This window comes from Streptomyces sp. NPDC007856, from assembly GCF_042868225.1.
GTDB lineage: Bacteria > Actinomycetota > Actinomycetes > Streptomycetales > Streptomycetaceae > Streptomyces.
Genome location: NZ_JBIAEC010000008.1, coordinates 304,399 through 318,085 on the forward strand (window position 1 = coordinate 304,399; position 13,687 = coordinate 318,085).

General features: G+C 70.9%; 10 protein-coding genes and 1 pseudogene. 3 read left to right on the plus strand and 8 right to left on the minus strand.

The features are described from left to right. Positions 1-229: 229 nt before the first annotated feature. The 4 genes and pseudogenes from ACFYOH_RS21380 to ACFYOH_RS21395 form a co-directional block, all read right to left on the minus strand. Complete coding sequence (locus tag ACFYOH_RS21380) at positions 230-1,132, minus strand: ribokinase (RefSeq protein ID WP_388627648.1); 903 nt, start codon at positions 1,130-1,132, stop codon at positions 230-232. Between the two features lie 199 nt (positions 1,133-1,331). Next, a pseudogene (locus ACFYOH_RS21385) lies at positions 1,332-1,801 on the minus strand (ABC transporter permease); the annotation flags it as partial. Between the two features lie 6 nt (positions 1,802-1,807). Next, positions 1,808-2,497, minus strand: coding sequence for an SDR family oxidoreductase (locus ACFYOH_RS21390; protein WP_388627744.1), 690 nt, complete (start codon positions 2,495-2,497; stop codon positions 1,808-1,810). Between the two features lie 51 nt (positions 2,498-2,548). Beyond that, positions 2,549-3,043 carry a YbaK/EbsC family protein gene (locus tag ACFYOH_RS21395; RefSeq protein WP_388627649.1) on the minus strand — a complete coding sequence of 165 codons (495 nt, stop codon included), beginning with the start codon at positions 3,041-3,043 and terminating at the stop codon, positions 2,549-2,551. A 300-nt stretch (positions 3,044-3,343) separates the two neighbouring features. Between ACFYOH_RS21395 and ACFYOH_RS21400 the strand changes: the two genes are divergently transcribed. The 3 genes from ACFYOH_RS21400 (at position 3,344) to ACFYOH_RS21410 (ending at position 8,043) form a co-directional block, all read left to right on the plus strand. After that, positions 3,344-4,072: a dienelactone hydrolase family protein gene (locus ACFYOH_RS21400; protein ID WP_388627651.1), complete on the plus strand. Its 729-nt coding sequence runs from the start codon at positions 3,344-3,346 to the stop codon at positions 4,070-4,072. A gap of 182 nt (positions 4,073-4,254) precedes the next feature. Next, entirely contained in the window at positions 4,255-6,513 is a 2,259-nt protein-coding gene (locus tag ACFYOH_RS21405) for an ATP-dependent RecD-like DNA helicase (RefSeq protein ID WP_388627652.1), read from the plus strand. A 240-nt stretch (positions 6,514-6,753) separates the two neighbouring features. Beyond that, positions 6,754-8,043: a citrate synthase gene (locus tag ACFYOH_RS21410; protein WP_208900767.1), complete on the plus strand. Its 1,290-nt coding sequence runs from the start codon at positions 6,754-6,756 to the stop codon at positions 8,041-8,043. A 1,099-nt stretch (positions 8,044-9,142) separates the two neighbouring features. Here the strand turns inward: ACFYOH_RS21410 and ACFYOH_RS21415 are convergent. From ACFYOH_RS21415 to ACFYOH_RS21430, 4 genes are all read right to left on the minus strand, one after another. Then, positions 9,143-11,470: a heavy metal translocating P-type ATPase gene (locus ACFYOH_RS21415; protein WP_388627654.1), complete on the minus strand. Its 2,328-nt coding sequence runs from the start codon at positions 11,468-11,470 to the stop codon at positions 9,143-9,145. 92 nt (positions 11,471-11,562) lie between these two features. Next, on the minus strand, positions 11,563-11,802 hold the full coding sequence (locus ACFYOH_RS21420) for a heavy-metal-associated domain-containing protein (RefSeq protein ID WP_388627655.1): 240 nt from the start codon (positions 11,800-11,802) through the stop codon (positions 11,563-11,565). A gap of 86 nt (positions 11,803-11,888) precedes the next feature. Further along, positions 11,889-12,827, minus strand: coding sequence for a PrsW family intramembrane metalloprotease (locus ACFYOH_RS21425; RefSeq protein WP_388627656.1), 939 nt, complete (start codon positions 12,825-12,827; stop codon positions 11,889-11,891). A gap of 118 nt (positions 12,828-12,945) precedes the next feature. Further along, positions 12,946-13,590 carry a TetR/AcrR family transcriptional regulator gene (locus ACFYOH_RS21430; RefSeq protein WP_388627658.1) on the minus strand — a complete coding sequence of 215 codons (645 nt, stop codon included), beginning with the start codon at positions 13,588-13,590 and terminating at the stop codon, positions 12,946-12,948. Between the last annotated feature and the right edge of the window lie 97 nt (positions 13,591-13,687).

A 13,687-nucleotide genomic window follows, 5' to 3' on the forward strand; every position in this document is an offset into this window, starting at 1 on the left:
GCGCCGGGCCCGGGTGTCTTTTACGTCATAACCGCCGGGGGGGGGGGCCGGGGGGGTTTTCGGGGGTTTTTTTTTGGGGGGTGGGGGGGGGGGGGGGGCGCGGGGGGGGGGCGCCGGGGCCCCCCCCCCTCGAAGTCGTACGGGCCTCAGAAGGACACGCCGCACCGCAGCAGCACATTCGCGTACGGCCGTGTGCTGCGGCCGCGCAGCTCCTTTGCCGCCGTGGCGTTCACAGCGTCTCGACCTCCTCCGCCGTCGGATACGACTCCTGCGTGCCCCGCTTGGTCACGGCCGCCGCGCCGACCCGGGCCGCGTAGGCCGCCGCCTCCGGCAGATCCGCACCCGTGCTCAGCTTCCACGCCAGCGCCGCCGTGAACGCGTCCCCGGCACCTGTCGTGTCCACCGCGTCTACCTTCACCGACGCGACCCGGGTCACCTCCAGGGAGTCGCACACCAGCGCCCCTCCCGCGCCCAGCGTCACCACCACCGAGCGCGGACCCTTGGCCAGCAGCAGCCGCGCCCAGTCCGCCGGGTCCTCGCTCACACAGGCCTCGCCGAGGATCACCCGGGCCTCGTGCTCGTTCACGATCAGCGGGTCGCAGGCCGCGAGCACCTCCGTGGGCAGCGGCCTGGGCGGGGACGGGTTCAGCACGAAACGGCTGTCCGGGGACAGGTTCCGTACGACCTCCACGACCGTCTCCAGCGGGATCTCCAGCTGCGCCGACACCACCCGCGAGGCCAGGAACAGGCTCACCGCGGCCCGGATGTCCGCCGGGGTGAGGCGGGCGTTGGCGCCCGGCGACACCACGATGCTGTTGTCCCCCGAGGGGTCCACGGTGATCAGTGCCACGCCTGTGGGCGCCCCGCCCACCAGCACGCCGACCGTGTCGACGCCGGCCGCGCGCAGGGAGTCCAGCAGCAGCCGGCCGTGGCCGTCGTCGCCGACCCGGGCCAGCACGGCCGTATCCGCGCCGAGCCGGGCGGCGGCGACCGCCTGGTTGGCGCCCTTGCCGCCCGGGTGGACGGCCAGGTCGCCGCCGAGCACCGTCTCGCCGGCGGCGGGCCGCCGCTCGACTTCGATCACGAGGTCGGCGTTGGCCGAACCCACGACCAGCAGGTCGTAGTCGTACATCAGTTGACTCCCCTGATTCCCCTGAGAGATGCCCCCGGGCGGGCGGCCGTCACCCATGGTGACCCATGCCGGATGACCCATGGTGTACGCCCGCCCGCCCGCGCTGCCCGCTGTCCACGGCGATCCTGCCAACCGGGTGGGCTGCTGGGCGACCGACGCGTACAGCGTGCCGTTCTCCACCGCCGTCAGCCCGTCCGGTGCCGTCGAAACCGACGACCTGGACGGACTTCCCGGCCTTGGAGCCGAGCGCCTGGGCCACCACCTGGATGCCGGGGTAGGCCGGCGCGATGACGACGCCGATCACGAACTGCTGCCGGAACGCGGAGATGTTCGGCAGTTGAGGCCGTTGCGGAGCACCGCCAGGTTCAGCGTGCCGGACGCCTTGCCGGTGCCGCCCGCGAGCGAGGTACCGCCGATGACGACCGCCGCGATCGCGTCCAGCTCATAGCCGTCGGCGGCCTGCGGCTGCGCCGAGGACAGCCTGGAGGCCGCGCCGGCCGCCCGCCGAGGGTTCCCCGAGGTGCGAGACCGAGGCCGGGAAGGCGATGGGGGAGCCCTGCGAGATCACCGGGCGAGGCCACGGCCCACCGACAGCATGGCCAGGGTCGCGATGAACGGCGGCAGCTTGCCGTAGGCGATGAGGAAACCGTTCACCCGACCCGCGACCACGGAAGGTCAGGCGGGGCTGGGACGCCCCAGGTCGGCCTTGGCCCGCCGGGTGCGCTCGTCGGCGAGGACTTCCGTGCGACCGGCCTGGACGGCGTCGAAGGCCTGCGCGGCGATCGACTCCGGAGTGTTCTTGGGCCCGCTCACATGGGTGGCCATGTCCGTGTCGATGTAACCGCAGTGCACGCCGACGACAAGGACACCGGTGTCCCGCAGCTCCTCCCGGACCCCGTTGGTCATGGCCCAGGCGGCGGCCTTGGAGGCGCTGTACGAGCCCATCGCCGGGTTGGTGAACCAGCTGGCGATGGACAGCACGTTCACGATGGCGCCGGGCGCGTTGCCGACCAGCAGCGGCGCGAAGGCGCGGCACATGGCGAGCGTGCCGAAGTAGTTGACCTCCATCTCCGTGCGAGCGGCCGCCAGGTCGGGCGCGGCCAGCAGCGGGCTGTCGGTGAGCACTCCGGCGTTGTTGACGAGCAGGGTCAGGTCGGCACACGTCTCGGCGGCCGCGGCCACCTGCGCGGGATCGGTGACGTCGAGCCGTACCGGAACGACACCGGGCTCCGCGACCTCGCGCGGATCACGGGCCCCACCGTAGACACGCCGCGCCCCCCGCTCGACGAGCATCCGGGCCATCACCCGCCCGAGCCCGCGGTTGGCGCCGGTCACGAGCGCGGTGGCGCCCTCGATCCGCACGATCCCGGTCACGCGCTCACCTCACGGCCCCCGTACCACGCCCACGCAATGTGTTCACGCGCGCTCGCCGGGCACGTCCCCGATCGCCGCCGTGACGGCAGCCGGCACAGCCGCGACCAGCGCCCGCGCCTGGATCTCGATACTCCTGTCGGCCCGCCCGCTGCCGCAGTGCACACGCCCCAGACCACCGACGGCCTCATCGAAGACGACCAGCGCGGCCCCGTCCGACGACACCGGGCACACCCCGCCGGGCCGCATCCCCGCCCGCGCCAGCCGACCGGCGCCGGCAGGGGACAGATCGCCACGACGTAGCCCGGCGGCCCGCGCCAGGGGGCCGTACCGCAGCCGCGCATGACCGGGCAGCGCGGCCAGCAGCAGCCGGTCCTCCGGGGTGACGAAGGCCAGGGTCTTCACGGTCCGCTCCAGCGGAACGCCCAGCGCGGCGCACACCTCGACGGGCTCCACCACACCGGGATGCTCACACAGCCGGAAGACGGCGCCGAGCGCGGTGAGCACATCCGGCGGCTCGACGGATACGGGATCGCTCACCCGCCCCAGATTACCGCCCGGACAAGGGAGTTGGCCGGATCCCAGGACCGGGAACGGCACTGATTGGCAGCCTTGTTCCACACCCGCCCCGAAAGCAGGCCGCCGACCTGGGGCTCCGCCAATGCCCGTTGGCACAAATCTTCCGATCCCTCACGATCCTTGTGGTAGCTTCGGCGGCGCCGTGCACTACTGCGCAACTGAGGAGGTGAGTCCGATCAACACTGTGACGCGTCGGGGCTCCCTCTTCCGCATGGCCTAGGGAGCGCCCGCACAAGGCATCCCGAAAGGCCCGAAACGCTGATGCGCTTCATCTCCCGGACGTCGTCGGACGGCGTCACCGAGCAGTTCTTCACCCTCGACGAGATCCCCGGCGTGCTCTGGACGCCGGAGGACGCCTCCGGCCCCCGCCCCCTGATCCTGCTGGGCCACGGCGGCGGACAGCACAAGGCGGCGCCCAACACCGTGACCCGCGCGCGCCGTTACGCCGCCGAGGGCTTCGCGGTGGTCGCGATCGACGCGCCCAACCACGGCGACCGACCCAAGGACGAGGAGTTCGGCCGCATGGCGGCCCACATGCGGGCCGGCATGGCCGCGGGCGAGGACCCGGGCGCCCTGGTCGCCACCATGCACAGCCACCTGGCCCGCCAGGCGGTCGCGGACTGGCAGGCGGTGCTGACCGCCGTCCAGAGCCTCGACCAGGTCGGCGCTGGCCCGGTGGGCTACTGCGGCATGTCGATGGGCTGCGGCCTCGGCATCCCGCTCATCGCGGCAGAGCCCCGGATCCGCGCCGCGGTGCTGGGCCTGCTCGGTGTGCACGGGCTGACAGAGGACGCCGCGCGGATCACCGTGCCGGTGCAGTTCCTGGTCCAGTGGGACGACCAGATGGTGCCGCGCGACCAGAGCCTGGCGCTGTTCGACGCCTTCGCCGCGCCGGAGAAGACACTGCACGCGAACCCCGGCAAGCACGGAGACGTCCCGTCCTTCGAAGTGGACAGCGCCCTGCAGTTCTTCGCCCGACACCTGAACTGACCGACACCACCGCACCCCCGACGCGCCGGCCGGACCGACTCACCTCGTCCCGGTCGGCGCACCCGGCGCCCACGCGGCGGCCGACCACGGCCTGACGCGACACCACACCTCCTTTCCGTGGCAGACGACTCCAGGCGGCTCACCCCCACCCCCCTGTCACACCCCACCGGTACCGTCGGATCATGGCTCAACAGGCGGGGACCCAGACCGGCGAACGGCAGCTCGCGACGCTGGAAGGCGTGCTTGAACGCATCACGTACGCCAATGAGGAGAACGGCTACACGGTCGCCCGGGTCGACACGGGCAGAGGCGGCGGCGACCTCCTCACGGTGGTCGGTGCGCTGCTCGGTGCCCAGGTCGGGGAATCCCTGCGGATGGAGGGCCGCTGGGGCTCGCACCCCCAGTACGGCAAGCAGTTCCATGTGGAGAACTACACGACCGTCCTGCCCGCCACCGTCCAGGGCATCCGGCGTTATCTCGGGTCCGGCCTCGTCAAAGGGATCGGACCGGTCTTCGCCGACCGGATCACCCAGCACTTCGGGCTGGACACGCTCCGGATCATCGAGGAGGAGCCCAAGCGGCTCATCGAGGTCCCCGGCCTCGGCCCCAAGCGCACCAAGAAGATCGCCGACGCCTGGGAGGAGCAGAAGGCGATCAAGGAGGTCATGCTCTTCCTGCAGACGGTCGAGGTCTCCACCTCCATCGCCGTACGGATCTTCAAGAAGTACGGCGACTCGTCGATCCGAATCGTCAGGGAACACCCCTACCGCCTGGCCGCCGACGTCTGGGGCATCGGCTTCCTCACCGCCGACAAGATCGCCCAGTCCGTCGGTATCCCGCACGACAGCCCGGAGAGGGTGAAGGCCGGGCTGCAGTACGCCCTGTCCCAGTCCGCCGACCAGGGCCACTGCTTCCTTCCCGAGGAGCGGCTGATCTCCGACGCGGTGAAGCTGCTCGCCGTGGACACCGGGCTTGTCATCGAGTGCCTCGCCGAGCTGGCCGAACCCCCTCAGGACGGCGGCGACCCCGGTGTCGTACGGGAGAAGGTGCCCGGCCCCGGCGGCGACGACTCCGAACCCGTCACCGCCGTCTATCTCGTCCCCTTCCACCGCGCCGAACTCTCCCTCTCCTCCCAGCTCCTGCGCCTCCTGCGCACGGACCAGGACCGCATGCCCGGCTTCCAGGGGGTCGACTGGGGCAATGCCCTCGGCTGGCTGAAAGGCCGTACCGGCGCCGATCTCGCCCCGGAGCAGGAAGCCGCCGTCAAGCTCGCGCTCACCGAGAAGGTCGCGGTGCTCACCGGCGGGCCCGGCTGTGGCAAGTCCTTCACGGTCCGCTCGATCGTGGAGCTGGCCCGCGCCAAGCGCGCCAAGGTGCTGCTCGCCGCCCCCACCGGACGTGCCGCCAAGCGCCTGTCCGAGCTGACCGGTGCCGAGGCGTCCACCGTCCACCGGCTGCTGGAGCTCAAGCCCGGTGGGGATGCCGCCTACGACCGGGACCGGCCGCTCGATGCCGATCTCGTCGTCGTCGACGAGGCGTCCATGCTCGACCTCCTGCTCGCCAACAAGCTGGTCAAGGCCGTACCGCCCGGCGCCCATCTGCTCTTCGTCGGCGACGTCGACCAGCTGCCCAGCGTCGGCGCCGGGGAGGTGCTGCGCGACCTGCTCGCCGAGGGCGGCCCCATCCCGGCCGTCCGGCTCACCCGGGTCTTCCGGCAGGCCCAGCAGTCCGGTGTCGTCACCAACGCGCACCGGATCAACGCGGGGCAGCATCCGCTCACCGAGGGGATGAAGGACTTCTTCCTCTTCGTGGAGGACGACACGGAGGAGGCCGGCCGGCTCACCGTGGACGTGGCAGCTCGTCGGATTCCGGCCAAGTTCGGGCTCGATCCGCGCCGGGATGTGCAGGTGCTCGCGCCGATGCACCGGGGGCCGGCCGGTGCGGGGGTGCTGAACGGCCTGCTTCAGCAGGCCATCACCCCCGGCCGGCCCGACCTGCCCGAGAAGCGGTTCGGCGGCCGGGTCTTCCGGGTCGGCGACAAGGTCACCCAGATTCGCAACAATTACGAGAAAGGGAAGAACGGTGTCTTCAACGGCACCGTGGGTGTCGTCACCTCGCTCGATCCGGTCGACCAGCGGCTCACGGTGCTGACGGACGAGGACGAGGAGGTTCCGTACGAATTCGACGAACTGGACGAACTGGCGCACGCGTACGCGGTCACCATCCACCGTTCGCAGGGAAGTGAATATCCCGCTGTGGTGATTCCCGTCACGACCGGGGCATGGATGATGCTGCAGCGGAACCTGCTGTACACGGCGGTGACACGGGCCAAGCGACTGGTCGTTCTCGTCGGTTCACGCAAGGCGATCGGACAGGCGGTGCGCACGGTGTCCGCGGGACGGCGGTGCACGGCACTGGATTTCCGGCTGCACGGCTCCTGACCTGCCGCCGAGCAGGCGCAGCGACCTGCATCACAAAAAATGATCGATCAAATGAGTCGTGAAGGTCACAGAGCACTTCCAGATGCCGTTCGGAGGGGGCAGGATGAGCAGGTTGGCGGCACTGAGTGCCGCCAATAGGCCCAATGGTCGACCCCGAGTGCACTCTCCTGAGCCAAATGGGGGATGGTAGAGACAGTCAGGGCACCTCGAAGATGAGGCACTACGTCGGTGAGGGAAGACGTGAGCGACAACTCTGTAGTACTGCGGTACGGCGACGGCGAGTACACCTACCCGGTGGTCGACAGCACCGTCGGCGACAAGGGCTTCGACATCGGGAAGCTCCGCGCCCAGACCGGTCTGGTGACTCTGGACAGCGGCTACGGCAACACGGCCGCCTATAAATCCGCGGTCACCTACCTCGACGGCGAGGCGGGCATCCTCCGCTACCGCGGCTACCCCATCGAGCAGCTGGCCGAGCGCTCCACCTTCCTCGAGGTGGCGTACCTGCTGATCAACGGCGAGCTGCCCACCGTCGACGAGCTCTCGACGTTCAAGAACGACATCACGCGGCACACCCTGCTGCACGAGGACGTCAAGAACTTCTACAAGGGCTTCCCGCGCGACGCCCACCCGATGGCGATGCTGTCCTCGGTCGTCTCGGCGCTGTCCACCTTCTACCAGGACAGCCACAACCCGTTCGACGAGAAGCAGCGCGACCTCTCCACGATCCGGCTGCTCGCGAAGCTTCCGACGATCGCGGCGTACGCGTACAAGAAGTCGATCGGCCACCCGTTCGTCTACCCGCGCAACGACCTCGGCTACGTCGAGAACTTCCTGCGCATGACCTTCTCGGTCCCGGCGCAGGAGTTCGAGCTGGACCCGGTCGTCGTCGCCGCGCTGGACAAGCTGCTGATCCTGCACGCCGACCACGAGCAGAACTGCTCGACCTCGACGGTCCGCCTGGTCGGTTCCTCGCAGGCCAACATGTTCGCGTCGATCTCGGCCGGCATCAGCGCGCTGTGGGGCCCGCTGCACGGCGGTGCCAACCAGTCCGTGCTGGAGATGCTGGAGGGCATCCGCGACTCCGGCTCCGACGTCGACACCTTCATCCGCAAGGTGAAGAACAAGGAGGACGGCGTCCGTCTGATGGGCTTCGGCCACCGGGTCTACAAGAACTTCGACCCGCGCGCCAAGATCATCAAGGCCGCCGCGCACGATGTGCTCTCCGCGCTGGGCAAGGAGGACGAGCTCCTCGACATCGCCCTGAAGCTGGAGGAGCACGCGCTGTCCGACGACTACTTCGTCGAGCGCAAGCTGTACCCGAACGTGGACTTCTACACCGGTCTGATCTACCGGGCCATGGGCTTCCCGACCGAGATGTTCACGGTCCTCTTCGCCCTCGGCCGCCTGCCGGGCTGGATCGCGCAGTGGACCGAGATGATCAAGGAGCCGGGCTCCCGCATCGGCCGCCCGCGCCAGATCTACACGGGCGTGGAACTGCGCGACTTCGTGCCGGTCGAGGAGCGCTGACACCTGCCGACGGGGGCGCCATCCCGGTGGTGCCCCTTGTTGCCGGCTTCCGCCGACGGCGCTACCGGCCGGGTCCCCGGGCGGCGTGTTCGGTATGGCCGGGGTCCGGTTCGGTCGGGGGTCCGATTCGGCCGACGGGTCCGGTCCAGCCGGCGGGTCCGATTCGGCTGACGGCTCCGGGGCCGCTGGGGATCCGGTTCGCTGATGGGTCTGGTTCAGGTCGGTGGGTTCGGTTCGGCTGGTGGCTCCGGGGCGGCCAGGATCCGGGCAGCCGGGACGTCGGGCAGCCGGGGTACGGTTCGGCTGGCGGTCCGGTTCGCCCGACGGCTCCGAGGCAGTCGGCGTCCAGGCGTCGGCGTCCGGGTAGTGGCCCCACGGGGATGCCGTCCAGCTCGGCAGCAGGGCCACGCGCGCGGTCGGGCTCGACGTCGTGTCGGTCGAGGGGCGGCGCTGATTTCGTTTCCAACGGGCGTCCGGGGCGCGGTGCGCTTCCCTGGCGCTTGACGGACTCGTCGCCGAGGAAGTCGTACAGACAACCGCAAAGTCGTACAGACGAGCGAAAAGCAGAAGGCGCCCTGAGACGCCGGTCCCCCCACGGGCCGACGACCAGGGCGCCTTCCCATGTCCCGGTGCGGATTCCCCCCACGGGATCCGGCCGGGCGCTCGGAGAGGACAGCGCCTGAATCGCTGTCTTCGAGCAGAATGAGCAAAACTCGTCCTGCTCCAGTGATGCACTGCGATCTGCCGGGACAACGCACGCTGGGAGGGCCGCTCAAAGCTTCCCGGCGCACGTGCCCCGGCAACGCATCTCTGAGGAAGTCCCCCAAGACATCCCCAGATGCCAGTCAGCGCCCCCCAAGACGCTGTGCTGACATCGCCAACTTAGACCTTCGAACCCCTTCGATGGTTACGTTCGCATCACTGTGATCTGCGTCTCTTGCATATGTCCCTTAGGTGCGCAAGAGCCCCGATACGACGATCGGAGCCCAAGCGTAAGGATGATGCGCGAGCCTTGTGAAGAGCTTATGTGAGGCTCGCGCCGGACTCTAGAGGGTCTCTTACTTCCGCTGGGGCGAACCGCCGGTAACCCCACGGGACTTCAGCGGAAGCGCCGCAGCCGCAGGCTGTTGGTCACCACGAAGACCGAGGAGAAGGCCATCGCGGCACCGGAGATCATCGGATTGAGCAGCCCCGCCGCGGCCAGCGGGAGCGCCGCCACGTTGTAGCCGAAGGCCCACACCAGGTTCCCCTTGATGGTGGCCAGCGTCCGCCGGGACAGCCGGATCGCGTCGGCCGCGACCAGCAGATCGCCCCGGACGAGGGTCAGATCGCCGGCCTCGATCGCCGCATCCGTGCCGGTGCCCATGGCGAGACCCAGGTCGGCGGTGGCCAGCGCGGCCGCGTCGTTCACGCCGTCGCCGACCATCGCCACGGCCCGCCCCTCGCGCTGCAGCCGTCGTACGACGTCCACCTTGTCCTCGGGAAGGACCTCGGCGAACACGTCCCCGGAGTCGATGCCGACGCTCTTGGCGACGGCCTCGGCGACCGTGCGGTTGTCCCCGGTGAGCAGCACCGGCCGCAGGCCCAGCGCACGCAGTTCGTGTACCGCCTCGGCGCTGGTCTCCTTGATCGCGTCGGCGACGGCGAGCACCCCGCGGGCCCGCCCGTCCCAGCCGGCCACGACGGCCGTACGACCCGCCAGCTCGGCCTCGCGCGCCGCGCGGGCCAACTCCTGCGGCAGCTCGTCGTACAGGCGCCCCACGGCCACCGCACGGCCGTCCACGCGCCCACGCACGCCCCGCCCGGGAACGTTCTCGAAGTTCTCGACCGCGGGCAGTTCCCGCCCGTCACCCACCACCACCCTTGCCGGAGAGCGCTGCGCGCTCGCCCCTGTCAACCGTTCCTCCGCGCCGGCCGCGATCGCGCGGGCGACCGGGTGCTCGGAGGCGTGCTCCAGGGCGCCGGCGAGCCGCAGCAGCTCCTTCTCGTCCTCGCCGTCGGCGACGTACACCGCCTGGAGGGTCATCCGGCCGGTGGTGACGGTCCCGGTCTTGTCGAGGACGACCGTGTCGACGCGGCGGGTGGACTCCAGCACCTCGGGGCCCTTGATGAGGATGCCGAGCTGGGCGCCGCGCCCGGTGCCGACCATCAGCGCGGTCGGTGTGGCGAGGCCCAGCGCGCAGGGGCAGGCGATGATCAGCACGGCGACGGCGGCGGTGAACGCGGCGACCGTGTCCCCGGTGACGCCCAGCCAGACGCCGAAGGTGCCGAGCGCGATGAGGATGACGACGGGCACGAACACCGCGGAGATGCGGTCGGCGAGCCGCTGCACCTCGGCCTTGCCGTTCTGTGCGTCCTCCACCAGCTTCGCCATCCGGGCGAGCTGGGTGTCGGCGCCGACCCGGGTCGCCTCGACGACGAGCCGCCCGCCCGCGTTGACCGTGGCGCCGGTGACCCGGTCGCCCGGGCCGACGTCGACCGGCACCGACTCGCCGGTCAGCATGGCCGCGTCCACCGCGGACACGCCCTCCACCACCGTGCCGTCGGTGGCGATCTTCTCGCCGGGGCGTACGACGAACCGGTCGCCCACGGCCAGGGACGACACCGGGACCCGCATCTCACGGCCGTCCCGCAGCACGGCCACGTCCTTGGCGCCGAGCTCCATCAGGGCCCGCAGGGCCGCGCCCGCGCGCCGCTTGGAGCGGGCCTCCAGATAGCGGCCGAGCAGGATCAGCGCGACGACTCCGGCGGCGACCTCCAGATAGATGGTGGAGGCGCCGTCCATGCGCGCTGTGGCATCAGTCACCACCGCTCCGGGGGTGAGGCGGAACTCGTCGTGCATGCCGGGCACGCCCGCGTCACCGAAGAACAGCGCCCACAGCGACCAGCCGAACGCGGCCAGCGTGCCGACCGAGACCAGGGTGTCCATGGTGGCGGCGCCGTGCCGGAGGTTGGTCCAGGCGGCCCGGTGGAAGGGCCATCCGCCCCAGACGACGACCGGCGCGGCGAGCGTGAGGGAGAGCCACTGCCAGTTGTCGAACTGCAGCGCCGGGATCATCGCGAGCAGCACCACGGGCGCGGCGAGCAGCGCGGAGACGAGCAGGCGGTGCCGCAGCGCGCCGAGTTCGGGGTCCTGCCCGGGGGTCTCGGGGGCCGCCTCGGGCTCGGGCGCCGGCGGCGTGGGCTCCTCGGCGGTGTAGCCGGTCCGCTCCACGGTGGCGATCAGGTCGGCGACCTGGACGCCCGCGCCGTACGTGATCTTCGCCTTCTCGGTGGCGAAGTTGACGGTGGCGCTGACGCCCTCCATCCGGTTGAGCTTCTTCTCCACCCGGGCGGCGCAGGAGGCGCAGGTCATCCCGCCGATGAGCAGCTCTGCTTCGGAGGTCCCAGCCGTGGTTATGGCTGTCTCTGCGGTGGTGCTGGTCATGTCCGGACTCCAGACATCGGACCGGACCGTGCGGAGGCAGTATCAGCTGGTCGGCACGGCCCGGTCGGGGAATGGGAAGAACGCGGGGGTGTTCAGGCCCGGCCGGCGAGCTCGAAGCCGGCCTCGTCCACGGCGGCGCGCACGGCCTCGTCGTCCAGCGGGTTCTCGGAGACCACGGTCACCTCGCCGGTGGACGCGACGGCCTTCACCGAGCTGACGCCGGGGAGCTGGGAGATCTCGCCGGAGACGGAGCCCTCGCAGTGGCCGCAGCTCATGCCGGTCACCTTGTAGACGGTGGTGACGGAGCCGGGGGTGTCGGTGTGGGCGGTCATGTCGTTACTCCTCGTCGAGGCGTGTGGGGCCGGTGGGGCCCGCGAGGGAACCCCACGCTCTCCAGACTATACCCCTAGGGGGTACCTCACCAAGAGGGGCCCCGGCGCGCCAGCGACCGCACCCAGCCGACCCCGGCCAGAGCCACCAAGGCCAGCCCGCCGACCGAGAACAGTGTGAACAGGTGTTCCTGCTCGGCGCTCGGCCGGACGAGGTACCCCGGCGCGAACATCCGGCTCTCCGGTCCGCTGCCGGTCAGCCGGGCCACCACCCAGACCGCGATGCCGCGCGTGGAGTCCCACAGCGCATGCAGCAGGGTCACGCCCAGGCAGGTGCCGACGACCGGGGCGGAGACGCGGAAGTGTCCGCTCAGGCGGCGCCGGGACAGCAGTACGCCACCGGCGATCGCGGTCCACAGCCCGTGCCCGAAGGGGGCGAGCAGCCCGCGCAGGGTCTCCGTCTCCAGCAGGGCGCGCAGATCGGTGCCCTCGGTGGAGACGGCCGCGTTGAAGGCGTAACCGGCGCTCTCCAGCGCGGCGAAGCCGAAGCCGACGGCCGCGCCGAGCACCAGTCCGGCGCGCAGGCCGCGGATGGCCGGCTGCCGGCGCAGCACGAACACCAGCGCCGCGAGCTTGGCGGCCTCCTCGATCAGACCGACGCCGGTGAACATCCCCGGCGAGGGGTACAGCACATGCGAGTCCGACAGCGAGGCGCCGAGCACGCCGAGGGTCCCGCCGGCCAGGAAAGAGCCGAGGATCGCGCTGACGCCCAGGTCACGGCCGTGCCGCTCGTACGCCCACAGCATGAAGGCGACCGGCACGAGAAAGCTGCCGAGCAGGATCAGCGTCGGCAGCGGCGTGCCGTTCCGCGTCTCGTACGTGACCCACGCGATCAGCGCCCACAGGGCGAGCCCGCCGCCCGCGAAGCGCCGCCACAGGCCCGCGGTGATGCGGGGGTACGGCGGTGGCGGCTGCTGGGGGCCGGGAATGCGGGCCTTGGGTGTGCCGGGAGGCGGGGAGTGACTCACGGGGATCCCCTCGGACAGCGGCTGGGCGATCTATCCGCACTCTAGGCAGATGCGCCGGGGGCCGCAGTCCGGGTGGAGCGGTGGGGGCACGGGGGGCCTGCGCCTGGGGCCTCCCGGATCACCCGCGGCCGAGACGGTCGCCCACCAGCGGTTCCAGGTAGCGGACCAGGACGTTCTTGATCTCCTGGACGTAGGGCGCGCGCTCGGGGCCCTCGTGGGCGAGGACCAGCTCCAGGCCGGACTTGTAGATGCCGAGGCAGATGTGCGCCCTGCGGGTGACGTCGGCCGGGGTGGCGCCGGGCATGAGGGAGGCGAGCAGGTCCTCGATCCGGCCGGTCAGCGTGGAGTGCAGCTGGTCGTGCGTCTCGGCCATCCGGCCCGGGACGTCGGGGCCGTGCATCAGCGCGAAGAACACCGGGTGCTCGGTGTTGAAGGCCATGAACCGGTCGATGGCGGAACCGATGGCCTCCTCCAGCGGGGTGGCGGGGTCGACGGGGGCCAGCGCCTCGCCGTAGGTCTCCCGCATCTCGTGCACGAGCCGGTCGCCCAGCTCGATCGCGATGGCCTCCTTGTTCGGGAAGAACTGGTAGAGCGTGCCCGGTGAGACGCCGGCCTCGCGCGCGATGGCGTTGGTGCTGGCGGCGGTGTAGCCGGTGGTGCAGAAGACCCGAGCGGCCGCTTCGAGCAGCTGGGCGATACGGCGCTCCCCGCGGGCCTGCCGGCGACGCGGCTGCTCCTTCTGTGTCTGCGGGTTGTCGGGCACGCGTTATCCCCAGCTCTCCGAACGTGATTGACAAATGCGAGTGATCGCTCGCATTCTAGAGAAACGCGAGCGATATCTCGTGTTTGCCAGTCTATTG